Source organism: Pseudothauera nasutitermitis, assembly GCF_004801295.1.
Classification (GTDB): domain Bacteria; phylum Pseudomonadota; class Gammaproteobacteria; order Burkholderiales; family Rhodocyclaceae; genus Pseudothauera; species Pseudothauera nasutitermitis.
Genome location: NZ_SSOC01000002.1, coordinates 601220 through 626487 on the forward strand (window position 1 = coordinate 601220; position 25268 = coordinate 626487).

13 protein-coding genes are annotated in these 25268 nt (G+C 66.7%); 4 read left to right on the top strand and 9 right to left on the bottom strand.

The window, feature by feature from the left end:
- Positions 1 to 32 precede the first annotated feature (32 nt).
- Positions 33 to 1217 (top strand): polyphosphate kinase 2, encoded by a 1185-nt coding sequence (ppk2, locus tag E6C76_RS06925; protein WP_136347500.1) that lies wholly within the window; start codon positions 33 to 35, stop codon positions 1215 to 1217.
- A 26-nt stretch (positions 1218 to 1243) separates the two neighbouring features.
- Positions 1244 to 2383, top strand: coding sequence for a trans-sulfuration enzyme family protein (locus E6C76_RS06930; RefSeq protein ID WP_136347501.1), 1140 nt, complete (start codon positions 1244 to 1246; stop codon positions 2381 to 2383).
- A gap of 90 nt (positions 2384 to 2473) precedes the next feature.
- Here E6C76_RS06930 and E6C76_RS22230 read toward each other — a convergent pair whose 3' ends face one another.
- The 9 genes from E6C76_RS22230 to E6C76_RS06970 form a co-directional block, all read right to left on the bottom strand.
- Complete coding sequence (locus tag E6C76_RS22230) at positions 2474 to 2632, bottom strand: hypothetical protein (protein WP_211090134.1); 159 nt, start codon at positions 2630 to 2632, stop codon at positions 2474 to 2476.
- Positions 2619 to 3032: a DUF6036 family nucleotidyltransferase gene (locus E6C76_RS06935; protein WP_211090135.1), complete on the bottom strand. Its 414-nt coding sequence runs from the start codon at positions 3030 to 3032 to the stop codon at positions 2619 to 2621. Before E6C76_RS06935 ends, E6C76_RS22230 begins: the two co-directional genes overlap by 14 nt.
- Complete coding sequence (locus E6C76_RS06940; RefSeq protein ID WP_136347502.1) at positions 3029 to 3730, bottom strand: helix-turn-helix transcriptional regulator; 702 nt, start codon at positions 3728 to 3730, stop codon at positions 3029 to 3031. The genes E6C76_RS06935 and E6C76_RS06940 overlap by 4 nt, the downstream gene beginning before the upstream one ends.
- Before the next feature lie 55 nt (positions 3731 to 3785).
- Positions 3786 to 4508 (bottom strand): S-layer family protein, encoded by a 723-nt coding sequence (locus tag E6C76_RS06945; RefSeq protein ID WP_136347503.1) that lies wholly within the window; start codon positions 4506 to 4508, stop codon positions 3786 to 3788.
- Positions 4509 to 4659: 151 nt separating this feature from the next.
- A complete protein-coding gene (locus E6C76_RS06950) occupies positions 4660 to 5067 on the bottom strand; it encodes a hypothetical protein (protein WP_136347504.1) in 408 nt (135 codons plus the stop codon).
- An 8-nt stretch (positions 5068 to 5075) separates the two neighbouring features.
- The gene (locus E6C76_RS06955) at positions 5076 to 7481 is read right to left on the bottom strand and encodes a hemagglutinin repeat-containing protein (protein WP_211090136.1); all 2406 of its coding nucleotides are present in this window, start codon (positions 7479 to 7481) and stop codon (positions 5076 to 5078) included.
- A complete protein-coding gene (locus E6C76_RS06960) occupies positions 7445 to 7909 on the bottom strand; it encodes an SMI1/KNR4 family protein (RefSeq protein ID WP_136347505.1) in 465 nt (154 codons plus the stop codon). The genes E6C76_RS06955 and E6C76_RS06960 overlap by 37 nt, the downstream gene beginning before the upstream one ends.
- A 5-nt stretch (positions 7910 to 7914) precedes the next feature.
- On the bottom strand, positions 7915 to 19044 hold the full coding sequence (locus E6C76_RS06965) for a hemagglutinin repeat-containing protein (RefSeq protein ID WP_136347506.1): 11130 nt from the start codon (positions 19042 to 19044) through the stop codon (positions 7915 to 7917).
- Positions 19045 to 19068: 24 nt separating this feature from the next.
- The gene (locus tag E6C76_RS06970; RefSeq protein WP_136347507.1) at positions 19069 to 20787 is read right to left on the bottom strand and encodes a ShlB/FhaC/HecB family hemolysin secretion/activation protein; all 1719 of its coding nucleotides are present in this window, start codon (positions 20785 to 20787) and stop codon (positions 19069 to 19071) included.
- A gap of 331 nt (positions 20788 to 21118) precedes the next feature.
- Here E6C76_RS06970 and E6C76_RS06975 point away from each other — a divergent pair, with 331 nt between their 5' ends.
- Both E6C76_RS06975 and E6C76_RS06980 read left to right on the top strand, forming a co-directional pair.
- Positions 21119 to 23806, top strand: coding sequence for a DUF2339 domain-containing protein (locus tag E6C76_RS06975; RefSeq protein WP_136347508.1), 2688 nt, complete (start codon positions 21119 to 21121; stop codon positions 23804 to 23806).
- Complete coding sequence (locus tag E6C76_RS06980) at positions 23806 to 25203, top strand: DUF3999 domain-containing protein (protein ID WP_136347509.1); 1398 nt, start codon at positions 23806 to 23808, stop codon at positions 25201 to 25203. The genes E6C76_RS06975 and E6C76_RS06980 overlap by 1 nt, the downstream gene beginning before the upstream one ends.
- The last annotated feature ends 65 nt before the right edge of the window (positions 25204 to 25268 follow it).

Below are 25268 nucleotides of genomic sequence, written 5' to 3' on the forward strand. Positions count from 1 at the left end.
CGTTTCGCATAGCCAGCACAGGAGCCGCCCCGATGCCCGCCGAGCCGAAGAAGACCCCCCCCGCCCGCAGCACCTCCCGCCGCGCACCGCGCCGCAGCACCAACGGGCAGGCCGACGCAGTCCGCCCGGCGCGCAACGGCGACATCGCGCCGGCCGACGCCGCCGGCGGCATCGCCGGCTTCGAGATCGACCAGGCCGTGCAGGCCGCGCGCGAATCCAAGCAGGTCGCGGTGAAGGACATCATCGACAAGGTCGCCAAGGAGGATCTCGGCGCGCTCGCGCAGACGCTGGAAACCATCCTCGCCGGCGTCTCGCCGGACGACGCCGAGGTGCTGCGCAAGACGCTCGGCAAGAGCGAACCGCCCCCGCCGGCGCGCCCGGCGGTGCCGCCGGACGAGCAACTCGCCGACGACTGGCGGGTAGGCGGCTATCCCTACAAGAACCTGATGTCGCGCAAGAACTACGAGAAGCAGAAATACCACCTGCAGGTGGAACTGCTGAAGCTGCAGGCCTGGGTGAAGGAAACCGGGCAGAAGGTGGTGATCGTCTTCGAAGGGCGCGACGCCGCCGGCAAGGGCGGTACCATCAAACGCTTCATGGAACACCTCAACCCGCGCGGCGCGCAGGTGGTGGCGCTGGAAAAACCCAGCGAAACCGAGCGCGGCCAGTGGTACTTCCAACGCTACATCCAACACCTGCCCAGCGCCGGCGAGATCATCCTGTTCGACCGTTCCTGGTACAACCGCTCTGGCGTCGAGCGCGTCATGGGCTTCTGCAGCAACGACGAATACAACGAATTCATGCGCCAGGTGCCCGAATTCGAGCGCAATCTGGTGCGCAGCGGCATCCATCTGATCAAGTTCTGGTTCTCGGTGAGCCGCGAGGAACAGCGCCGCCGCTTCAAGGAACGCGAAAAGCACCCGCTCAAGCAGTGGAAGCTGTCGCCCATCGACCTGGCCTCGCTGGACAAGTGGGACGACTACACCAAGGCCAAGGAAGCGATGTTCTTCTACACCGACACCGCCGACGCGCCGTGGACCGTGGTCAAATCCGACTGCAAGAAGCGCGCGCGCCTCAACGCCCTGCGCTACGTGCTGCACAAGCTGCCCTACGCCAACAAGAGCATCGACGCCATCGGCCCGCTCGACCCGCTGCTGGTCGGCCGCGCCAACGTGGTGTACGAACGCGGCGAAAACCAGGCCGCCCCGCTACTCTGAAAAACAAGCAACCACCCCCGACCCTCATGTCCGACGCCAAGCACGCCCCCGACACCCTCGCCGCCCAGGGCCTGGGCTGGATCGCCCCCATCCACCGCGATCTGGCCCCGCCCATCCACCCCTCCAGCACCTTCGAACGCGGCGCCGACGGCAGCTTCCCCGGCGGCCGCGTCTACGCGCGCGACCAGAGCCCGGCCTACGACCAGGCCGAAGCCCTGCTCGCCGCGCTGGAAGGCGCCCACCAGGCCCTGCTCTTCCCCTCCGGCATGGCGGCCGCCACCACGCTGCTGCAGGCCCTGGAACCGGGTTCCCGCGTGCTCGCCCCGCGCGCCATGTACTGGGCGCTGCGCAACTGGATGCAGGAACTGGCCGCGCGCGGCCAGATCGCCCTGGATTTCTACGACAACGCCGACACCGCCGCGCTGCGCGCACGCATCGCCACCCAGCCGCCCCGCCTGCTGTGGGTGGAAACCCCGGCCAACCCCACCTGGGAAATCACCGATCTCACCGCCGCCTGCGCGGCCGCACGCGCGCATGGCAGCCTGGTGGCGGTGGATTCCACCGTGCCCACCCCGGTGCTCACCCGCCCGCTCGAACTCGGCGCCGACTTCGTCATGCATTCGGCCACCAAGTACCTCAACGGCCATTCCGACGTGGTCGCCGGCGCGCTGGCCTGCCGTGCCGATTCACCGGTCTGGACGCGCGTACGGCAGAACCGCGCGCTGGGCGGCGCCATCCTCGGCCCCTTCGAAGCCTGGCTGCTGCTGCGCGGCATGCGCACCCTGGCGCTGCGCGTGCGCCACGCCAGCGCCTCCGCGCTCGCCATCGCACGCACCTTCGAACGCGACCCGCGCCTCGCCGCCGTGCTCTACCCCGGCCTGCCCGGCCACCCCGGCCACGCCACCGCCGCCGCGCAGATGCAGGGCGGCTTCGGCGCCATGCTGTCGATCCGCGTCGCCGCCGGCGAACAAGCCGCCCTCGCCGCCACCGGCCGCCTGCAGGTCTTCAAGCGCGCCACCTCGCTGGGCTCGGTGGAAAGCCTCGCCGAACACCGCTTCAGCGTGGAAGGCCCCGGCTCGCAATGCCCGCCGGACCTGATCCGGCTGTCGGTGGGCATCGAAGCGGTGGAGGATCTCCTTGCGGATCTGGATCAGGCGCTGGGGTGATTCAGCAGTCTCAGCCTATCTGAGGCACATCAGTTTGCGAAGCTGTACAGATCAGTCCACCCGCAACGAACTTCCGTAGTCTTGCTCCGCTCACGCCTCTGGGACGTTGTGGCCGGCGTCTCGCACGGCCTTCGCCCAGCGGCGAATCGTTGCGCGCAGTGCTCGCTGCTCCTTGTCGTCTACGGGCATGGCCGGCACCAGCTCCAATACCTGCGCTGGGGTGACGTAGCCGTGCTCAAACAGCGCCATGCAGAACTCGCGGCTTGCTGCGTCCGGCCGCGGCCTTCGCGAGAAAGAGGTCGAGCACGCCCAGGCAATAGCCCACCCGGTCGTTGGTGTTGCCGTTTTGAACCCGATGCACGCGTTGCATCCAGTCCTTTGGCAACGTGGCGGTATCCGGGCCCACCCCCTGGGCGTAGTAGCCATAGCTCTGGTGAAACTGCGAGCCTTCTCCGATGGCGCCGTCGATCCTGTCGGCCAGTTCGGGAGCCTGGAGCGGGTAGATGTCAGCCTCCATGGACACCGTGAACACCGCTTCCGGGCTGGGCACGGAGCCGAGCATCGACTGGCTTCCGACGATCACGAATTCGCACTGGTCCGTGATGTCGCCGCTGGCTCGGATGATATGTTCGAGTTCTTCTCGCATCATGGGGTTTTCTGGAACTCTTCCCCGTCCTGCGGCGTGCTTGGCGTGCCGCCGATCACAATCCCTTTCTTGAGATCGCCCACTTGCTGCAGGATGTGCTGGCGCGCCTCTTCCGGAAGGATGGTAACGAGCGGCGAGGCCTGCCGTAGTTGCTGGGCATGTCGGGTGCGGCCGAGCGCTTTGCGCCAGGAACCCGCCCCCAAGATGCTCTCCCACTCGCGCCATAAGCTTGCAGAGCGCAGGTCGCCGGTGGCGAGCCAGCGCCTGACGGTGTCCTGGGCCTGTTGCACCAAGGCCGGGTCGGCCTTGGCCAGCCGCACAGCCTCCTCGTGGAGAGCCAGACTTTGCAGGTCTTGCAGCCGGTGCCTCGTGTCATCCGCTGAAACACGCACCTGCACGACCGGCGCCGCACGCCGCGATCGCGCCGCGGCAGAATCGGCCGGTGGCGGCTGAATGGTATCTCCGGCCAGCAGGGCCAACTCTCCACTGACGCCAAGGACGGACATTACGCGCAGGTAGGTACCGATAGCGGGCGCCGGATCGCCAGCTTCGACTGCCCGCAGGGTGTTGCGTGTGATGCCGGCGCGTGCGGCCATCTCGACCGTGCCAACCCCCTGCGCCTTCCGCAGGCGCTTGAGGCGGTCGCCCAGTTGCAGCAACAACTGTCGTTCCAGGATGGGGCTGATTTCCGAAGCGCTCATTTGGTCAAAATTTTAACCAAAATACATCTATATGATCAATATAATGACCAAATCGTCAAGTCAACACAAGGCAACGCTGGGGCACCTGCGAGCAAAGAGGGCACTCAGTCCGATCACCACTGCCTGCAGTTGCATCCACGATCTGTTCGCTGCGACTGAACGTGCCGCCCAGGTTGAGCAGGTTGTCCGCGTCGATGGCGAGCACGCTGCGTCCGGCGATGGTGCCGCTGTTGGTGAGGTCGCCGGTGAGCTCGATGCGCACTTCGTTGCCGGCCAGCAGGCCGGTGGTCGGCTGCAGGTCGTCGGGGCGCACCTGCACATAGACCTGCGGCACCAGGGCCTGGACGGTGCTGCCGTCGGGCAGCGTGACGCTGCGCTCGACCAGCCAGACGATGTCGCTGGTGAGCTGGGCGATCTGCTCGGCCGAGAGGGCCACGCCGGGCACCAGCTGCAGCTCGCCGGCCACGGTCACGCCCGCGTTCATCAGCGCCTGGTACTGCGCTTCGTCGTCGGCGTGGCCGTCGAGAAAGCGCCGGCCGGTGAGCTGGGCGACCTGTTCGCGCACCAAGCGCTGTTCGTAGAAGCCGTCGCCCAGGCGCTTTTGCGTCATGGCCGGATCGAGCCCGAGCGCGTCGAGCATGTAGGCGCTGGAGAGCCATTGCGCTTCGTTGGCGAAGCGCGGGTCGGTTTCGATGAAGTGCCCCGCCTGCGGATCGGGGTTGGCCTGGAACAGCGCGTTCAGTTCGATGCGCAACTGCTCCACCGGCAGGGTGGCCACGCCGGTGGCCGGCGCCGACGGGGCGGAGACTGCATCCGGGACGAACAGGTTCTTGCAGAAGGCGCCGGCACCAATGCCAAAGAAGGCAGATTTATTCTGTGGCCCAGAGAAGGAAATCACACTGCCCCCTTTGCCTCCCTTTTGTGTTTTTCTATGATTTAGACATAGAAAACAACTCATTAAGAAACGCATTCACTGCATCACGGTCATCGGATGTTTGGGCAGCCTTTTCCAGAACAGCCTGAAGATGGTAGACAAGCAAATCCACATCAGCTCTTCGCTTCGGCAATAACTCTTTAAGCACAGAGATAAACAACTTGATCGACATGAAAGAAGCAAATACTTCGTATGGTTTTTCACTGGCAAACGGTATTTTCTGAAGATAATACCGCGCCAGTCGAATTTGATCCACCCGCTTCCATGATCTGACTCTCAACAACTGGAAAACATCCCCATACTCAGGATTACTTAATGGATATGTAGCGATAAGCCATGAAGCTGCCTGATCTGACTCCATTGCTCTCAAACCAAGACTGATTGCTTGCAGCTTGCTATCCATACCCTACCTCAATGTGAATTGAAAAGATCAACTGGCAGCCCGGCGTTATTTTTCAAAGATGCCGGCGGCTCATAATGCCCAGAATTGTTAGTCCAATTGATGATCGTGCCGCGATTTGGGCCAGTATTGTTACTGAATCGAATTGACCCCGCATAACTAACATCTGCACCACCACTCAACCCTAAGTGAGTCGAGAACTCAGGATTCGAGTTGGGTCGTGACACACGAATCGTTCCATTTGGCATCGTAACAAAATCATAAGCCCCTGACGGAGTAATTCGATTGCCTGACGGGCTTTGAAGCCAGTAACGACCACTATCGTCTTGCACCAATGTTCGAACTGGGCGTTGCGAAAAAACTGCATCTCCAGGACGTAGATTTTGTAGAGTGCCATTCTTCGTGAGATTGGATACTCCCTTGCTTGTTGCACTGCTCTCCGCCCCCGTTTTCCCGCTGGTCACTTTACCAACGGCCCCTGATGCTTTCAATCCGCCCAGCGCCAGCACAGCATCACTGAAGGTCTTGCTATGTTCCTCCGAGGTCCATTCGCTGAACGGAATGACGTCGCGCGAATTACGCCATGTCTGATCGTAGGACTTGAGCGCATCTGTTAGATTGAGCGAGATGCTGAGCGCCTCATAACGCTCCTCCGGAGTCAAATTCCGCTTTTCTTCGAAGTAAATCTGTTCCAGCTCTCTCGCCCGCGCCGCAAGTTCTGCCATGTCCTGTTCGATTTCCAAACGGGCCGCGCGGCAGGCTTCCGCTGTATCGCAGCTTTCATGGGCACGATCCCTTTCTTGGCTACGTTGGGAGTACTCTTCTTCGATCTGCCGCCGGCACGCACTATCGCCACTGGCGCATTCCTGCTTCTTGCGCGCCTCTTTTTCCAGTATCTCTGAATGCTTGAGATAGTTGTTCGCCACCTCGTTGAGCGCTGCCCCAGCGCCGGCCGTGCCCCCCACGGCTGCGCCTGCGGCAGTACTGGCAATCGCCGTGATGACCGTGTTCAGGTCCGCGTCGATGCCCGCCTTGTTCAGCGCATCAGCCACCGCCGGTGCAGTGAGCGTTCCCGCTGCCGCCCCCAGGGCGCCGTCGATACCACCCGTGAGTCCGCCAACCACCGTATGGGCGGCCAGCCGCAGCGTGCCCTGGCTGCCCCACTGGTCTTCCAGTTCATCGGCGCGGGCGTGCAGTTCCGCGCTGCGCGCAGGGTCGGTTTCCCGGTCGGCTTGATCGCGTAGTGCCGTGGCTTCCTTGAGCCGGGCTTCGGCATAGTCGCCGATGGCCTTGCTGGCCAACTGCCCGAACACTTGCGTGATCTGCACCTGCGCATCAATTTCCTTCTGCACCTTGTCCGCATCGAAGATCGGAGCGATGCCGGTGGGCGCATCGCCCGTGCGCACATCGGTGTCCCCGGCGATGCCGCTGATGCCGGCGGTGGTCACGCTTTCCGCTTCGCCGCTGTCCTCGCCGTAACCCGCGCTGGTGCCCTGGGGCTTGAGCTTGCCGTCGGTACTGATGCCCGTGCCGATATTCACGCTCACGGCTTCGGCTTCGTATTCGGCGTGGTTCTTCAGGTCTACCAGGGCCAGTTCGCCACCAGTCTGGAAGTGGTTCTTCCCATCATCAACGGCTTGCTGGGTGCTGGCGATGGCGCCGCCAATGAGGGTGGTGTCGCCGCCGACGGTGACCTGGAAGCCCCCGTCGCCCGCCTCGATGCCGCTGCGCTCGGTGACGCTCGCGTAGTCGCTTTCCACCTTGCTCTTGCCGGCGCTGATATTGCCGCCGATGCCAGCCAGGCTCGGTACGCCGCCGGTGATCGGGATGCTGATGCTGAAGCCGCTGTTCTTCTGCTTGCTGTCGTAGGTGCTGACGTCCTGCAGGCTTTCCACATGCAGGTTGCCGCCCACCTCGGCGATCACCCGCTCGCCCTCGACCCGCGCACCGGCCAGGGTGGTGTCGCCCCCGCTGCTGAGTTGGACGGTGTCGCCGGCCTGGACCAAGGTGTTGGACCAGGCCAGGTCGTCGCCGCTGGCCTTGCCCTTGCCCTGGCTCGCGGCGGCGGTGATGGCCAGGCCCCCGGTGCCGATCGAGAAACCGATGCTGGCACTGCTCGATTTGTTCTTGCTGCGCAGTTCGGCGGTGTTGCGCGCGGCCAGCAGTTCGATGGCGTCGTCCGCGGCCAGGAGGACGTCGCCCCCGGCGCCGACTTGGCTGCCCTGGATGGTGAGATCGCTGTCTGCCCCGGCGCCGCGGGCGGTGATGGTGCCGCTGTTGGTGAGGTCGCCGGTGAGCTCGATGCGCACTTCGTTGCCGGCCAGCAGGCCGGTGGTCGGCTGCAGGTCGTCGGGGCGCACCTGCGCCAGCACATCAAATGCTAATGCCTTGTATGCGTTTGTGGTATATCGGTCCACGGACGTATAATTTCGAGAAACTCCATGAAACTAGATGCAACAACAAATTCTTTTCCTTCATGGCCTTCCAAGTCGCAGTAGACAATACCTTGAGTTTTATCTTCCATTGCACGAAAGCAGAATAAATTTCCCCCAGAATCGCACGCTATAGGAATTAATTTTCGATCAGGAAACCTCTCTTTCATCAATTTTAAATTCCACTCTATATTACTGCTATTAATAGACTGGTTAATCCCAAAAAAAACCTGCACATCCACCGGAGATTCATTGAAATTCGGAATATCTATGATATTTCTATCTGCCGGAGGAACCCCTCCATTATGGCAAAGAATAAATTCTTTGTAATCTTTCGGAAGTCCAAAATCAAGTTTTTTTTCTAGATCGTTTATTTGCTCCATGGAAATGGAGGGTCCGCTATTTTTGAGCATGGCACTTATTCTCCATCGGATGTTTTGAATCCGCCTGTATGTCCTGTTTTGGCATGCACCTCTCTAGGAACAAGCTGCATAGTTTCACCATCTTGGTGGTGATGCCATGTATACCCTACAGGCGTACTTTCTAAGCCAGCAGCAATATTCGCAGCTCGATTATCCCCTGCGCGCGTTCCTGTCTGAGTGATTTTTACTTCAGTTACAACTACATTAGAAAAATCTGGATACCCTCTATTGTCAAATGGAATACCGGTTACTGGGTGGCTGCTCCCTGCCAAATGTCCATTTCTCAGTCTTGCAGCATCCTGCGCTGCCTGCAAAATCAAATCACTGTAGTGCAACTGCGCAGCGGCCGGCAAGGTGTGAATCAGATCGCGAGCCCATTGCTCGGCCTGTTCGGCTGGATACCCGTCCAGCGCATTTGCAAGCCATGCCTTCAGTTGTTCAGGGTCCTCCAGCGGAGGCGTGCCAATAGGCCCGTATCCGTCTGGCACATTGATCAACGGCTCTGCCGGCTGCGGCCCATACCCCTCACCGTAGCCTGGAATCTGGGCGACCAGCGGGGACTCGGGTTCGGGCGTATTTTGCGCGATCAGCCAGCCCATGACCCCTGCCGGAACGATGCTGCTGATCAACTGACGGCAGGCAGGACTGTTCGCGCAACTCTGCAAAGCCGCTGCTTCTGCTGCGGAGAGCTTATCTATTCCAAAGCGTGCAGCTTGGCTGGCAAGCTGCCCCGCCCGTTGAAGCATATTTACATAGTTGTTCGCGGTTTCATTCAGCCCGGCGGCAGCTCCTTCGGCGCCCCCCGTTACGCCGCCAATGGCCGTACCCATACCCTGAATCAACAGCATCTTGAGTTCGAAGGGCACATCCAACTCAATGATGTGTTCGGCAAGCACCGGCGTCAGGGCTGCGCTACTGCCTGCTCCCACGGCACCGTCCATGCCTCCGCTCAGGCCGCCCACCAGCGCATGCAGGGCAACTCGCGCTGTGCCGCCTTCGGCCCATGAATCTGCTTCTTTGAGCAGACGTTCCTTTTCTGCTCCTTCTGCCTGATTGGCTTGTTGCCGGAGTTCGTTTTCCCGATTTGCCGCATAGGTGCCAACGGCCTTCGGGGCCAACTGCCCGAACCTCTGCGTGATCTGCACCTGCGCATCGATCTCCTTCTGCACCTTGTCCGCATCGAAGATCGGAGCGATGCCGGTGGGCGCATCGCCCGTGCGCACCGAGGTGTCCCCGGCGATGCCGCTGATGCCGGCGGTGGTCACGCTTTCCGCTTCGCCGCTGTCCTCGCCGTAGCCCGCGCTGGTGCCCTGGGGCTTGAGCTTGCCGTCGGTACTGATGCCCGTGCCGATATTCACGCTCACGGCCTCGGCTTCGTATTCGGCGTGGTTCTTCAGGTCCACCAGGACCAGTTCGCCACCCGTGCTGAAGGTGTTGCGGCCTTCTTCCACCGCCTGGTCGGTGCTGGCGATGGCCGCGCCGATGAGGGTGGTGTCGCCGCCGACGGTGACCTGGAAGCCGCCGTCGCCCGCTTCGATGCCGCTGCGCTCGGTGACGCTCGCGTAGTCGCTTTCCACCTTGCTTTTGCCAGCGCTGATATTGCCGCCGATGCCAGCCAGGCTCGGTACGCCGCCGGTGATCGGGATGCTGATGCTGAAACCGCTGTTCTTCTGCTTGCTGTCGTAGGTGCTGACGTCCTGCAGGCTTTCCACATGCAGATCGCCCCCCACCTCGGCGATCACCCGCTCGCCCTCGACCCGCGCACCGGCCAGGGTGGTGTCGCCCCCGCTGCTGAGTTGGACGGTGTCGCCGGCCTGGACCTGGGTGTGGGTCCAGGCCAGGTCGTCGCCGCTGGCCTTGCCCTTGCCCTGGCTCGCGGCGGCGGTGATGGCCAGGCCGCCGGTGCCGATTGAGAAACCGATGCTGGCGCTGCTCGACTTGTTCTTGCTGCGCAGTTCGGCAGTGTTGCGCGCGGCCAGCAGTTCGATGGCGTCGTCGGCGGCCAGGAGGACGTCGCCCCCGGCGCTGACCTGGCTGCCCTGGATGGTGAGGTCGCTGTCTTCTCCCGCGCCGCGGGCGGTGATGGTGATGTCCCCGCCAGCGGCAAGCGTGGAGCCTGCGGCCGTGTCATGGGTCTGTTCGCTGCGGCTGCTGCTCTTGCTCGATCCCAGACTGATGCTCAGGTTGATGCCGCCGGCCTTCTCGGCGGCGCTGGCGTCGCGCCCGGCGATGGCCTCGCCCTTGTCGTTGAATTCGGTGGCGATCTGCCCGTCCTTGCCGGCGATGGTCGTGCCCTGCCCGGCCTGCACGGCGTCGTAGGCGTTCTTGGCCGACAGCGCCGTACTGGCGGCAGCCAGTGCCTTCATGCGGCTGCTGTCGGTGTTGCTGGCCGCACGGCTCATCTGCTGGGCGGTCTGCACGGCCGAGATCACCGGGCTGGACAGGCTGAGGGTGAGGCCGCTTTGCTTGAATTTCGTTTCCGTCACGCTGCGCCCGGTTTCCCGTGCTTCGTCGATCAACACGGTCTGCGCGGCGATGTCGATGTCCCCGGCCGGCGCGAGCACGTCGCTGCCGGTCTGGGTGTAGTGCCGCCCGGCCACCAGGGTGACCTCGCCCTCCACGCTGCCCACCGTGCTGGCCGCCGCGTAGGTGGAGGTGGTGTCGGTGTTCTGGCTGAGCTTCTGCGTGCCGATGGACACGCTCATGCCGCTGCCCGACAGCCCGCTCTTCTTGACCTTGCGCTCCTGGAATTGGTGGCTGCGGTCTTCGCCGGCAACGATCGACAGATCCCGCCCGGCGGACAGCACGGTGCCCTGGTCGCTGACCACGGTGCTGGCGATCACGCTGAGGTCGCGCCCTGCACTCACCGCGACGCTCTGCCCGCTCAGGCTGCTGCCCACGCTGGTGTCCGATCCGAAGTCGAAGCGCACGCTCTTGGTGGTGCTGCTGAAGGTGCCGCTGCGCTTGGTGCGCCGGGCCGATTCGAACTCGTCGGTTTCCCGCCCCGCCTCCAGCGTGAGGTCGCGCCCGGCGGACAGTTCGAGCGCGCCTGCCTCGCTGCTGACGGTGGCCGCGCGGGCGCTGAGGTCCTGACCGGCGATGAGGGTGAGGTCGCCGATGGTTTCGATGCGGGTGCCCACTTCGAGGCTGCTGCCGTCGGCGACGAAGTTGCGCGCGTCGCGCACGCTGCGGTTGGACTCGGCGGTGGCGACGGTGGAGAGCGTGAGGTCGCGGCCAGCGGACAGGAGGGTCTGCCCTTGGTCGCCGGTGTTCTGGACGAGCGCGCCGGCCAGATTGAGGTCCTGGCCGGCCGAGGCCACCAGCAGGCCGTTGTCGCCGGTGACGTAGAGGCCGGCGATGCGGTCCAGGTTGGTGCGGCTGAAGCTGCTCGCGCCGACGGTATGGGCGCTGCTCTGCGTGGTGCTCTCCAGGGTGAGGTCGCCGCCGGCGCGGGCGATGAGCTGATCGACGGCAACGATGCTGCCGCCCAGGCTGGTCAGGTCGCCCACGGCATCGATGCGCACGGCCTCGGCGGAGAGCAGGCCGCCCAGGTTGCGCAGGTTGTCCGCGTCGATGGCGAGCACGCTGCGCCCGGCGATGGTGCCGCTGTTGGTGAGGTCGCCGGTGAGCTCGATGCGCACTTCGTTGCCGGCCAGCAGGCCGGTGGTCGGCTGCAGGTCGTCGGGGCGCACCTGCACATAGACCTGCGGCACCAGGGCCTGGACGGTGCTGCCGTCGGGCAGCGTGACGCTGCGCTCGACCAGCCAGACGATGTCGCTGGTGAGCTGGGCGATCTGTGCGGCCGAGAGGGCCACCCCGGGCACCAGTTGCAGTTCGCCGGCCACCGTCACGCCCGCGTTCATCAGCGCCTGGTACTGCGCTTCGTCGTCCGCGTGGCCGTCGAGAAAGCGCCGCCCGGTGAGCTGGGCGACCTGTTCGCGCACCAGGCGCTGTTCGTAGAAGCCGTCGCCCAGGCGCTTTTGCGTCATGGCCGGATCGAGCCCGAGCGCGTCGAGCATGTAGGCGCTGGAGAGCCACTGGCCGTGGTTGGCGAAGCGCGGGTCGGTTTCGATGAAGTGCCCCGCCTGCGGATCGGGGTTGGCCTGGAACAGCGCGTTCAGGTCGATGCGCAACTGCTCGACCGGCAGGGTGGCCACGCCGGTGGCCGGCGCCGACGGGGCGGAGACGGCATCCGGCGCGCTGGTGGGAGTGGGCAGGTCGTGATCGCGCAGGGCGGTGTCCACGGCGGCGTCGGGCAGGTTCTGTTCGGGCAGGGTGGTGTCCACGGCGGTGCCCGGCAGGTTCTGTTCGGGTAGGGCGGTGTCCACGGCGGTGCCCGGCAGGTTCTGTTCGGGCAGGGTGGTATCCACGGCAGTGCCCGGCAGGTTCTGCTCTGGCAGGGTGGTATCCACGGCGGTGCCCGGCAGGTTCTGTTCGGGCAGGGTGGTGTCCACGGAGACGTCGGGCAGATCCTGGCTTGGCAAAGCGGTATCGGGCAGGGTGGCACCGCTGCCTGCGGCATGGGTGTATTGGGCTACTTCGGCGATGGGCAGCGCGAAGGTCTCCACGGTGGCGGCTGGCCGGTAGGATCGAGGGACGGGTGTGAAGTAGCAGCCCGTCGTCGGTGTACTGCACTTCCAGTTGCCGTTGTAATCGTAGTAGGTGACGGTGCCGCTGTGGTAGGTGGTCACGCGCGTGCCTTCGGAGTTGAGATTCTCCAGCGTGGCGCCAGTGATATCGAGCAGGCTGCCGGCGATGATGCGGCTATCGTGGTTGAGGAGGTCGCCGGTCAGGGTGAGGTTGCCGCCGGAGAGCAGGCTGCCGGGGCGCGATTCGAGCACCTGGGTTTCGCTGGTCGTGCCGCTGTATTGGTAGCGGTAGTATTCACGGAAGCGGTAGGGGCCAGCGTTGCGGTAGCTGATGTGGACGTCGCCGATCCTCGCGCCGGGGTAGTCTGCAGTGTTGAAAATGACGCTGGTGCCACCAGGTCTGAATTGATCGTAGTGGGTGGTGCCGAGGACGACCTGATGGGTGGTGATCCCGGCATTGAGGTTGCGGATGCGCTGCGCGGCGATGTCCAGGTGGCCCAGGGCTTCGATGGTGGCGCCGGTATTGACGAGCAGTTCGGCCGTGCCGCTGGCGTGCTGATCGGCGTCGAGCGCGCCGCCGATGGACAGGTCGCCGATGCTGAAGATCAGCGCGTCTTCGCCGTTGTCGAGCGTCTGCGTGCCGATGTCCAGGCGCTCGCGCGCGGCGATGACCGGAGCGCTGCCGCCTTCGCCCAGGTTGTCGAGCACGGGCGCGGAGATGGCCAGATGGTCGCCGTAGATGCGGCCGGCGCCCAGGTTGCGCAGGGCGGCGGTTTCGATGAGGGTGTTCTGCCCGTCGATGAGGCCGCGGTTGTTCAGCGTGCCGCCGATGAGCAGGTGGGTCTGCCCGCCGACGATGCTGCCATCGGCCAGATTGTCCAGTGCGGCCGCCTGCAGGTGGAGCGCCGCGCCGGCGAGCAGATCGGCCTGGTTGGTGAGCGTGCCGGTAGTGCGTAGGGAGGCATCGCCGGTGGCCTGCAGCCGGCCGGTGTGGGTGTAGTCGGTGGCCAGCTGGATGTCGAGGCTGCCGGCACTGAGCAGGTCGCCGTCGCCGCCGAGTTCATGGGCGTTCAGCTGCAATGCCTGCCCGGCGGCCAGGGTGCCGTCGGTGTTGCTAATCTGCAGTCTGGTGTCCGCAGCCGTACCACGGATGTGCAGGGTGTGCCCGGCGCTGACCAGCCCGCCGGCGTTGTCGAGCGCGCCGCCGCTGCGCAGGTCGAGGTTGCCTGCTGCGCGCAGGCTGCCGTCGTGGTTGTCGATGTCCTGGGCGACGATATCGAGCGTGTGGGCTTCGATGCCTTGGCCCTCGCCCAGGGTATCGGCGTTGGTGAGTTGCCCGGTGGTCAACGTGAGCGTGCCGGCCGAACGGATCAGGCCGCCGGTATTGTCGATGTCGGCGGCTGCGAGTTGGAAGGCCCCACCGGCCAGCAGGGTGGCCTGGTTGGTGAGCATGCCGCCGGTGCGCAGGGTAACGGCGCCATTGGCCTGCAGCCAGCCGGTGTGGGTGTAGTCGGTGGCCAGTTGGATGTCGAGGCTGCCGGCACTGAGCAGGTCGCCGTCGCCACCGAGCGCATGGGCGTTCAACTGCAATGCCTGCCCGGCGGCCAGGGTGCCGCCGGTGTTGGTGACGCCCAGTCTGCTGATCGGGTTGGTGTCGCGGATGTGCAGGGTGTGCCCGGCGCTGACCAGCCCGCCGGTGTTGTCGAGCGTGCCGCCGCTGCGCAGGTCGAGGTTGCCTGCGGCGCGCAGGCTGCCGTCGTGGTTGTCGATGCCTTCGGCGCTGAGGTCGAGTACCCGGGCTTCGATGCCTTGCCCTTCGCCGAGGGTATCGGCGTTGGTGAGTTGCCCGGTGGTCAGGGTGAGCGTACCGGCCGAACGGATCAGGCCGCCGGTGTTGTCGATGTCGGCGGCTGCGAGTTGGAAGGCGCCACCGGCCAGCAGGGTGGCCTGGTTGGTGAGCATGCCGCCGGTGCGCAGGGTGACGGCGCCATTGGCCTGCAGCCAGCCGGTGTGGGTGTAGTCGGTGGCCAGCTGGATGTCGAGGCTGCCGGCACTGAGCAGGTCGCCGTCGCCGCCGAGTTCATGGGCATTCAGCTGCAGTGCCTGCCCGGCGGCCAGGGTGCCGCCGGTGTTGGTGACGCTCAGTCTGCTGGTCGGGTTGGTGTCGCGGATGTGCAGGGTGTGCCCGGCGCTGATCAGCCCGCCGGCGTTGTCGAGCGTGCCGCCGCTGCGCAGGTCGAGGTTGCTTGCGGCGCGCAGGCTGCCGTCATGGTTGTCGATGTCCTGGGCGACGATATCGAGCGTGTGGGCTTCGATGCCTTGCCCCTCGCCCAGGGTATCGGCGTTGGTGAGTTGCCCGGTGGTCAGCGTGAGCATGCCGGCCGAGCGGATCAGGCCGCCGGTGTTGTCGATGCCAGCGGCGTCGAGTTGAAAGGCGCCGCCGGCCAGCAGGGTCGCCTGGTTGGTGAGCGCGCCGCCGAGGCGCAGAGTGAGGGCGCCGTTGCTCTGGACCCAGCCGGTGTTGGTGTAGTCGCCGCTGAGCAGCAGGGAAACGTTGCCGGTGGCGAGCAGGTCGCCGCTGGTCAGGCGGTGGGCGTCGATGCCGAGGGTCCCGCCGGCCGCCAGCGTGCCGCCGGTGCTGGTGATCGCCAGCGTCTTGGTGTCTGCGTCGTCGTGGATCGACAAGTGCTGCCCGGCGGCGATCAGACCGCCGGTGTTGTCCAGTGTGCCGCTGCTGGCGATGTCCAGGGTGGTTTCAGTGCGCAGGGCGCCGCTGCGGTTGTCGATGTCCTGGGCGACGATATCGAGCGTGTGGGCCTCGATGCCTTGGCCCTCGCCCAGGGTATCGGCGTTGGTGAGTTGCCCGGTGGTCAGCGTGAGCGTGCCGGCCGAACGGATCAGGCCGCCGGTGTTGTCGATGTCGGCGGCGTTGAGTTGGAAGGCCCCGCCGGCCAGCAGGGTGGCCTGGTTGGTGAGCGCGCCGGTGGCGTGCAGGGTGAGGACGCCGTTGCTCTGGACCCAGCCGGTATTGGTGTAGTCGCCGCTGAGCAGCAGGGAAACGTTGCCGGTGGCGAGCAGATCACCGCTGGTCAGGCGGTGGGCGTCGATGCCGAGGGTCCCGCCGGCCGCCAGCGTGCCGCCGGTGCTGGTGATCGCCAGCATCTTGGTGTCTGCGTCGTCGTGGATCGACAGATCTTGCCCGGCGGCGATCAGGCCGCCGGTGTTGTCCAGGGTGCCGCCGCTGGCGATGTCCAGGGTGGTTTCAGTGCGCAGGGCGCCGCTGCGGTTGTCGATGTCCTGGGCGACGATATCGAGCGTGTGGGCCTCGATGCCTTGGCCCTCGCCCAGGGTATCGGCGTTGGTGAGTTGCCCGGTGGTCAGCGTGAGCGTGCCGGCCGAACGGATCAGGCCGCCGGTGTTGTCGATGTCGGCGGCGTCGAGTTGGAAGGTCCCACCGGCCAGCAGGGTGGCCTGGTTGGTGAGCGTGCCGCCGGTGCTCAGGGTGAGGGTGCCGTTGCTCTGGACCCAGCCGGTGTTGGTGTAGTTGCCGCTGAGCTGAATGTCGAGGCTGCCGCTGCTCAGCAGATCGCCGCTGATAAGTTCGTGGGCGTCGATGCGCAGGGCGTGGCCGGCGGCCAGGGTGCCGTCGGTGCCGGTGATGCGCAGTCCAGTGCCCGGGGCGGAGCCCGGGTTGGTGTCGCGGATGTGGAGGGTGTGCCCGGCGCTGACCAGACCGCCGGTGCTGTCCAAGGTACCGCCGGCGCTTCGAAGGTCGAGGGCGGTTTCGGCACGCAGGCTGCCGTCGCGGTTGTCGATGTCCTGGGCGACGATATCGAGCGTATGGGCCTCGATGCCTTGCCCCTCGCCGAGGGTATCGGCGTTGGTGAGTTGCCCGGTGGTCAGGGTGAGCGTGCCGGCCGAACGGATCAGGCCGCCGGTATTGTCGATGCCGGCGGCGTCGAGTTGGAAGGCGCCGCCGGCCAGCAGGGTCGCCTGGTTGGTGAGCGCGCCGCCGGTGCGCAAGGTGAGAGTGCCGTTGCTCTGGACCCAGCCGGTATTGGTGTAGTCGCCGCTGAGCAGCAGGGAAACGTTGCCGGTGGCAAGCAGGTCGCCGCTGGTCAGGCGGTGGGCGTCGATGCCGAGGGCCCCGCCGGCCGCCAGCGTGCCGCCGGCGCTGGTGATCGCCAGCGTCTTGGTGTCTGCGTCGTCGTGGATCGACAGATCTTGCCCGGCGGCGATCAGACCGCCGGTGTTGTCCAGGGTGCCGCCGCTGGCGATGTCCAGGGTGGTTTCAGTGCGCAGGGCGCCGTCGTGGTTGTCGATGTCGCGGGCGGCCAGGTCGAGTGCCCGGGCTTCGATGCCTTGCCCCTCGCCGAGGGTATCGGCGTTGGTGAGTTGCCCGGTGGTCAGCGTAAGCGTATCGGCCGAGCGGATCAGCCCGCCGGTGTTGTCGATGCCGTCAGCCTTGAGCAAGAAGGTGCCGCCGGCCAGCAGGGTGGCCTGGTTGGTGAGCGCGCCGCCGACGCGTACAGTGAGGGCGCCGTTGCTCTGGACCCAGCCGGTGTTGGTGTAGTCGCCGCTGAGCAGCAGGGAGACGTTGCCGGTGGCGAGCAGATCGCCGCTGGTCAGGCGGTGGGCGTCGATGCCGAGGGTCCCGCCGGCCGCCAGCGTGCCGCCAGTGCTGGTGATCGCCAGCATCTTGGTGTCTGCATCGTCGTGGATCGACAAGTGCTGCCCGGCGGCGATCAGGCCGCCGGTGTTGTCGAGCGTGCCGCCGCTGCGCAGATCGAGATTGCCTGCGGCGCGCAGGCTGCCGTCGCGGTTGTCGATGCCCTCGGCGCTAAGGTCGAGCGTGCGGGCTTCGATGCCCTGGTTTTCGCCCAGGGTGTCGGCGTTGGTGAGTTGCCCGGTGGTCAGCGTAAGCGTATCGGCCGAGCGGATCAGCCCGCCGGTGTTGTCGATGCCGTCAGCCTTGAGCAAGAAGGTGCCGCCGGCGAGCAGGGAGCCCTGGTTGGTGAGCGCGCCGCCGTTGCGCAGGGTGAGGGCGCCGTTGCTCTGGACCCAGCCGGTATTGGTGTAGTCGCCGCTGAGCAGCAGGGAAACGTTGCCGGTGGCGAGCAGGTCGCCGCTGGTCAGGCGGTGGGCGTCGATGCCGAGGGTCCCGCCGGCCGCCAGCGTGCCGCCGGCGCTGGTGATCGCCAGCGTCTTGGTGTCTGCGTCGTCGTGGATCGACAAATGCTGCCCAGCGGTGATCAGGCCGCCGATGTTGTCGAGCGTGCCGCCGCTGCGCAGATCGAGGTTGCCTGCGGCGCGCAGACTGCCGTCGCGGTTGTCGATGTTCTGGGCGGTGAGATCGAGGGTACGGGCTTCGATGCCCTGGTTCTCGCCCAGGGTGTCGGCGTTGGTGAGTTGTCCGGTGGTCAGCGTGAGCGCGTCGGCCGAACGGATCAGGCCGCCGGTGTTGTCGATGTAATCCGGCGCGTGCACCGTGACGGCTCCCTGCGCCTGGATGCTGCCCGTGTTCAGGAGCCAGCCGTTGGCGCTGAGGACAACTTCGCCCGCAGCCGCGCCGAGTTTGCCGGCATTGCGCACGCCGACTCCGGCCTCGGTGCCGACCAGATGGATCTTGCCCGCGTACATGCCGCCGAGTGCGGCGACGTCGATGGCGAAAGCCGCCTTGGGCGCCGTATCCTCGCCGGCCTCCACGGGGACAACCGCGGTCTGCGCCCCGGTCGAGTCGATGTCCACCTGGTTGAGGCCGGTGGTCACATTCAGCGCATTGGCCCAGATGCCGGCGTTCACTTCGACCGCGCGCGCGATCACTTCGGTGAACGGCGTGGCGGTGTCGTTCATCCCCTCCCCGGTGAAGCGGATGCTGCCCCCGCCCACGCGATAGCCGAGCAGGTTGCCGCCGTTCATCACCGGTGTGCCGGTGGTCAGCGTGCTGCGGCTGGCGTTGATGAAGCCGCAGCCGTCGCACTGGATGCCGGCCGGATTCGCGATGACCACCTGCGCGCTGCTGCCGGCGACTTCCACGTGGCCGCGCAGGAAGCTCGGGTGCTGGCTATTGACCTCGTTGAGAATGACCCGGGCGGTGCCGGCGGTCAGATGGGGGTTGCCCTGCACCCAGCCGCCCAGGTCGGTCTTCACGCTGCCACGGCTGTTGTTGAGAATGGCGCCACGCGTATCGACGTCGAACTGGCTGTATGTGTTGCGCGACACGCCAGCGGTGCTGGGGGTGCGGATGTTGATCTGTGGCACGCCACTGGCGGTTTCCAGGATGGTGGGGCGCTGGGCCGCGGCGGCCGACGGATCGGCAACGATCTGGGCATGCAGCGGGGTGAGCCAGAACACCGCGCCCGACGCCATCAGCATCCTGAAAACCAATGGCCGCAGCACCGCCGTGGTCTCCTTGCCGGCGCCGCCGCGGGACGAGGCGTCGGAGACCGCTCTGCCGCAGCTGCGAGCGGACTCGCCCACCACCATCTTCATGGCGCGGGCCCGGTTGTAGATGACGCGGAAACGGTTGGCGTTCATGGGTAAACCTCGTTGCGCGAAAGTTCAGAATGTCCAGTGGAGGTTGAAGCCGGAGGTGGTGCTGTCCGTCTGGAAACCATGCGGTTTCTTGAGGGGCTTGCCGAGGAAGACGTCGTAGCCGAAACCGCGATAGCCGCCGCGCAGGCCCACCACGGCACCCGCCAGGCGCTTGCCCGGCAGCCATCGGCTGGATTGCCCGCCGACTTCGCCGTAGTCCAGGCCCAGGTAGAGCGCCTGCCCGCTGGCCCCCAGCTGGGCGGTCAGGTCGTTGCGGATGAGCCAGCCGTTGTCCGCGCTCAGTACGTACTGCCCGTCGAAGCCGCGCACGGTGAAACGCCCGCCAATGGAGAAGCGGTCCTGCGGAGTGAGCGGCGTGAAGTTCTTCTGCGCGCGCACCTGGGCGCGGTAGCTCATCGCCTGCCGGCCCCACGGCGCATCCAGCGCGAACGGCTGGACGAAGCCGAGTTCGGCCGTGAGCATTTCCAGGCGCGAGGTGCCTTCCCGGGACGATTCCTCCGGGGCCTTGAGCGCCCCCCACGCGCCGGTGCCGCGCCGGTAGGCCAGTTGGTAGTCGAGCATGGCCTGGCCGATGAACCAGCTCTGGCTCAGGCCGACTTCCCAGCCGGCGGTGCGCCGGCGCTGGACCTCGATTTCCGTGTCATCGATGAAGTTGGACGATTTGCGCAGGAAGCCGCGCAGATGGAGGTGCGTCTTGTTGATGGCGTTGCGGTACACCAGACGCGTGACGCGCACTTCCGCATTCCTGCTGAATCCGCTGTATTGATACGACTGGGCAATGCCCGCGACGTGCTGGTGGAAATCGTGCCCGGACGCGCTGAGGGCGAACAGCCAGTGCCCATGGGGCACCGAGTAGTGGAAGGCGTAGCCGTCCGAGCCGCGCTTGCCGGATTCGCCGCCGCCGAGATCCTGGTTGTGGCTGTAGTAGAGCAGGTCGTTCAGGGCGAACAGGTTGTCCGCGGACAGCGTGACGCTGCCCTGGTATTTGCCGGTGGATTCGGAACCGCTGTCATCGGCGTTGAGCATCAGCCGGAAGGGAAAGCCCTGGCGGTAGACGATCACCACGTCGCTCTCGCCCGGCCGGGCGTCCGGGCCGTCGGCGGGTTCGATGCGGATGTCGGCGTCCGCCGTCGGCGCGCGCTTGAGGTTTTCCAGCCCCTGTTCGATGTCGCGCAGGTTGAGGATGTCGCCGGGCGCAACCGGTATCGCGTTGCGCAGCGCCACCCGCCGCTCCGAATCCGCCGCGAAGCGGATTTGCCGGACCTTGCCGGGAATCACCGTGAGCTGCAGTTCGCCGGTGGACAGGTCCTGCGGCGCGGCCAGCACCCGCGTGGTGACGTAGCCGTGCCGGATGATCTCGTTCTGGATGCGCTCCATGACCAGATTGATGCCTTCCGCCCCGAGGCAGCGCCCCAGCGGATCATCCAGCGCGCTGGCGGGATTCGACAGCGCGAAGTCGAAATGCCGGGCGGACTCGCCGGCCAGGGAGATCCGCTCGATGGCGAAGCACGGTGCTTCGCCCTCCGGCAGCAGCTTCGCCGATTCGCTCACGCCAGGAGGCTGCAGGCGCACATCGGGACGCGACTCCAGCTGCTCGCGCAACGCACGGCTGCGTTCTTCCTGCAGGCTGTATTCATGCGCATCCCTCTGCTCCAGGGGAGTCAAGCCTTGCGCCTGAACCGCGGCGCTGAGCAGCAGGCCGACCGCCAGGGTAGCCCCACCCATCCATTGCGACGCCCTCGCCTGGGCGCTCAAAGCCCACCTGCATCCACTTTCATGAATACCCATGCAGAACACGTAATGCCTTTCAAATAATCCGAAACAAACCAGCGGATGATAAGTAGATTCAAACGAATTCCGTTGACCTACATCAAAGTCATATACGAATGAATTTCATTAGCTCAATTTCATCTTTCAAGTACACCTGCGCATGCAAACAGGCGCCGCCTTCCTGCCCTTCCCATGCCGGACGGGAGTATCCTTCCGCCACCTCGCAGGCGGCTCGCGTGAAGGCGCGGGCCGGCGCGGCATTCCATTCAACATGGGAAGATGAGCCATGGCGGGACTTGTCCTCGGCATCCTCGCCGGTCTGTTCCTGATCGGCTTTCTCGGCGGCCTGGTGGGCGCTCGTATCGGTCGACGCGGCACGGATCGCGAGCTTCTGGAACGTCTGGAAGCACGTCTGGAACGCCTGGAGCGCAACCAGACCGAATACAGCGCTCCACCGGTGCCGCTCCCGGATGTTTCCCGGACACCGCCAGCCGCTCCGGCGTCCTCGCCCACGCCGGAAACGCTGGAATTCGATCTCGATCTGCCTCGGCAGGCACGGGACACGGGCGCCGCGCCCGAGCCGGACACGGCCGGCGCGGGAACCCCATCCGATTACCCACCGCCGACGCCGCTTCCTGCGCCCGCCCTGCCCGCCTGGCTGCGCGACTGGCTGTTCGGCGGCAACACCGTGGTGCGCGTGGGCATCGTCATCCTGTTCTTCGGCGTGGCCTTCCTGCTGCGCTATGCCTATGAGCACGTGCAGGTGCCGGTGGAGCTGCGCCTCACCGGCGTGGCGCTGGGCGCCGTCGTGCTGCTGGTGCTGGGCTGGCGGCTACGCGAGAAGCGCGCGGGTTATGCGCTGGCCCTGCAGGGCGGCGCGGTGGGGTTGCTGTATCTCACCGTGTTCGCCGCCTTCCGGCTGTACGGGCTGATTCCGCCGGCGGCGGCGTTTGCCCTGCTGGTAGTGGTCGCCGCTTCCTCAGGGCTGCTCGCGCTGGCGCAGAACGGCCGTTCGCTGGCCGTGCTGGGCACCTGCGGCGGCTTCCTGGCGCCCATACTGGCGTCCACCGGCAGCGGCAACCACGTGGCTTTGTTCTCCTATTACGCCCTGCTCAACGCGGGCGTGCTGGCGCTGGCCTGGCGGCGCACCTGGCGCGAACTCAACGTGCTCGGCTTCCTGTTCACCTTCGTCATCGGCGGGCTATGGGGGGCGCGCTACTACCGCCCGGAACTGTTCGCCAGCGTGGAACCCTTCCTGCTGCTGTTCTTCCTGATGTACCTGGCCGTGCCCATCGGCTACGCCTTGCGCCGCCGCGCGGAACAGGCGGACGGCAAGGCGGGCGCCTATGTGGATGCCACGCTGGTGTTCGGCACGCCGCTGGTGGCCTTTGGCCTGCAATTGCGCCTGGCGGGCGGTTTCGAGTACGGCGCGGCATTCAGCGCGGTGGCGCTGGGCGCGCTGTATCTGGGCCTCGCCCACCTGCTGTGGCGGCGCGCCGGGCAATCGCTGCGGCTGCTGGTAGAGGCTTATTACGCGCTGGGGGTGGTGTTCGCCACGCTGGCCATTCCGCTGGCTTTCGACGGACGCTGGACGGCCGCCGCGTGGGCGCTGGAAGCCGCCGCCGTGCTGTGGATCGGCGTGCGCCAGCGGCGCGTGCTGGCACGTGCCTTCGCGATTCTGCTGCAACTGGGTGCGGGTGCGGCCTTCCTGCTCGACCTGCCCGCAGCCGGGGCGCTGCCGCTGCTCGACGCGCAGTTCCTCGGTTGCGCGCTGATCGCGCTGGCCGGCCTGTTCAGCGCGGCCTGGCTGGACCACCACGCCGCGCTCCTCGATGAGCAGGAAAGCGCCGCGGCGCGCGTGCTGCTGGTCTGGGGGCTGGGCTGGTGGGTGGCGGGCGGCTGGCTGCAGGCCGGCCACCATCTGCACGGACTCGCAGCGAACAACGCCTTCCTCCTCTACCTGGCCGCTTCCGCCGCCGCACTGGCCGGCGTGGCGCGGCGCGCAGCCTGGCCCCAGGGCGGCGGCGCCAGCCTGTGGATCGGCCCGGCCACGGCGCTGGGCGCGCTCGGCCTGCTCGCCTTTTCCATCGACAATCCGCTGGCCGCCTTCGGCTGGCTGGCCTGGCCGGCCGCGCTGGGGGCGCATCTGTTCGCCCTGCGCCTGCACGAAGCCGCGTACCCGCGCATCGCGCCCTGGCTGCATGCGCTGGGTGCATGGGTACTGGCACTGGTCGGCGGACTGGCCGCCGCGCGCGGCATCGGCCCGCTGGTTGGCGGCGCCTCGGCCTGGGCGCTGCTGGGCGCCGCGCTGGTGCCGGGCGCGCTGATCGCCGTACTGGCCTCGCTGCGCACCGCGCGCTGGCCGTTCGGCCCATGGCGGCACGCCTATCTGGTGCGCGGCGGCGCGCCCTTGGCGGTGTTCCTGCTGGCCTGGAGCCAGTTCGCCAACTGGACGCATGCCGGCCATGCCGATCCGCTGCCCTACCTGCCGCTGCTCAATCCGCTGGAACTCGGCCTGATCGCCGCTGTGCTGCTGCCCGCGTGGTGGCTGGCCGGCGCACGGCGCGCAGGACTGGGCGCGAACGCCTCCTGGCCGGCGGCCGTGCCCGCGCTGTTCGCGCTGCTCACCTTCGCACTGGCCAACGGCGTGCTGCTGCGCGCCCTGCACCACTTCGCCGGCGTGCCCTGGGATCTGGGCGCGCAGCTGGATTCCCGCCTGGTGCAGGCCGCGCTGTCGCTGTTCTGGACGCTGATCGCCCTGGGCGTCATGCTGCTCGCCACCCGCCGCGCATGGCGCACGCCCTGGCTGGCCGGCGCCGCGCTGATGGGCGTGGTCGTGGTAAAACTGTTCCTGGTGGATCTGTCCAACATCGGCGGCGTCGAGCGCATCGTCTCCTTCATCGGCGTGGGCGTGCTGATGCTGGTGATCGGCTGGTTCGCCCCCGTACCCCCGAGAATTCCGGAGAAAGCCTGATGATGCTGTTGTCCGCCCGCCGGCTGTACGCGCTGCTGGCCGCGCTGAGCGCCCCGGGAGTGCTGGCCGCGCCCGCCGAGCGGCCCGATGATTACGCCTATGCCGCCCCCATCCTCACCAGCGCGCAGGCTCCGTACCAGCGCATCGAGCTGCCCGAGGCGGTGTATCGCGGCCTGACCCATGCCGATCTGGCCGACCTGCGCGTGTTCAACGCCGATGGCGAGGTGGTGCCGCACGCCGTGGAGCCGCGCGCGCTCACGCACAGCACGCCGGGCGCGCCGCTGGAAGTACCGCTGTTCGCGCTGGGCACCGCCGCCGACGCCGGGCGCGCATTGAATCTGCGCATCGAAACCAACGAGGCCGGCGCAGTGGTCAGCCTGGGGCCGGAACTGGGCCGCGCGCGCGGCCCGGCCGGCGCCTGGCTGGTGGACGCCAGCCAGTTCGGCCAGCGCTTCCAGGCGCTGGAACTGGAACTCGGCGAACCTTCCCGGCAGTTCTCCGGCCGCATGCGGGTGGAGGCCAGCAACGATCTGGCGCAATGGCGCACGCTGGTGGCCAGCGCCCCGCTGGTGCAGTTGCAGACCGACGAACACGCGCTGCAGCGCCTGCGCATCGACTGGCCGGCCACCCAGGCGCGCTACCTGCGCCTGACTTGGTCCGGCGCGCCACCGGCCGGCGTGCGCGAGCGCGTGTTCGCGCGCGTGCGGCTGGAACCTGCGCCCGCCGCGCGGGACGTGCCGCGCGACTGGCTGGCGCTGGACCGGCCCGCGCTGCGCGAGGCCGGCGGCCGGCAGGAATACCTGTTCACCGTGCCGCGTGCCCTGCCCGCCGACCGCCTGCGCATCGGCCTGCCGCAGCCCAACAGCGTGGTCGAGGTGGAGCTGTTCGGCCGCGCACATGCCGACGCGCCGTGGCGCTCGCTGGGCCGCCATTCCATCTACCGGCTGGCCGAAGGCGGCGGCGAAAAGCGCAATCCCGATCTGGCCGTGAGCCCCGGTGCCGAACTGATGCTGCGCACCGACGCGCGCGGCGGCGGCGTGGGCGCCGGACAGCCGGAAGTGGAGGTCGGCTGGGTGGCGCACCACCTGGTGTTCGCCGCGCGCGGCACGGCGCCCTTCACCCTGGCCTGGGGCCGCTTCCGCGCCACCGGCGGGGCCTACCCCATCCACACCCTGGTGCCCGGCTACGGCCGGCAGGATGCGCAGGCCCTGCCGATCGCCGAGGCCACGCTGGGCGCCCCCGCCGAGGCCGGCGGCGCCGGCCGGCTGGCCGAGCCGCTGGATGCGCGGCGCTGGATGCTGTGGGCGGTACTGGTGCTCGCCGTGGGCCTGCTCGGCCTCATGGCGTGGAAACTGTCGCGCATGGTGGATGCCGGCCCTCCGCCGCCGGCGGACTGAGCGCCTGCCCACGCTCTTTTCCGGGGGGCACGGCGCCGCGTTATCATCGGCGCCCTGCCCCGCAC

Bases quoted from the DNA above. Each gene is read 5' to 3' on its own strand.
- E6C76_RS06950 (WP_136347504.1), bottom strand. From the start codon at position 5,067: ATGGATAGCAAGCTGCAAGCAATCAGTCTTGGTTTGAGAGCAATGGAG.
- E6C76_RS06960 (WP_136347505.1), bottom strand. From the start codon at position 7,909: ATGCTCAAAAATAGCGGACCCTCCATTTCCATGGAGCAAATAAACGAT.
- E6C76_RS06965 (WP_136347506.1), bottom strand. From the start codon at position 19,044: ATGAACGCCAACCGTTTCCGCGTCATCTACAACCGGGCCCGCGCCATG.
- E6C76_RS06930 (WP_136347501.1), top strand. From the start codon at position 1,244: ATGTCCGACGCCAAGCACGCCCCCGACACCCTCGCCGCCCAGGGCCTG.
- E6C76_RS06980 (WP_136347509.1), top strand. From the start codon at position 23,806: ATGATGCTGTTGTCCGCCCGCCGGCTGTACGCGCTGCTGGCCGCGCTG.
- E6C76_RS22230 (WP_211090134.1), bottom strand. From the start codon at position 2,632: ATGGCGCTGTTTGAGCACGGCTACGTCACCCCAGCGCAGGTATTGGAG.
- ppk2 (WP_136347500.1), top strand. From the start codon at position 33: ATGCCCGCCGAGCCGAAGAAGACCCCCCCCGCCCGCAGCACCTCCCGC.
- E6C76_RS06940 (WP_136347502.1), bottom strand. From the start codon at position 3,730: ATGAGCGCTTCGGAAATCAGCCCCATCCTGGAACGACAGTTGTTGCTG.
- E6C76_RS06970 (WP_136347507.1), bottom strand. From the start codon at position 20,787: ATGGGTGGGGCTACCCTGGCGGTCGGCCTGCTGCTCAGCGCCGCGGTT.
- E6C76_RS06935 (WP_211090135.1), bottom strand. From the start codon at position 3,032: ATGATGCGAGAAGAACTCGAACATATCATCCGAGCCAGCGGCGACATC.
- E6C76_RS06975 (WP_136347508.1), top strand. From the start codon at position 21,119: ATGGCGGGACTTGTCCTCGGCATCCTCGCCGGTCTGTTCCTGATCGGC.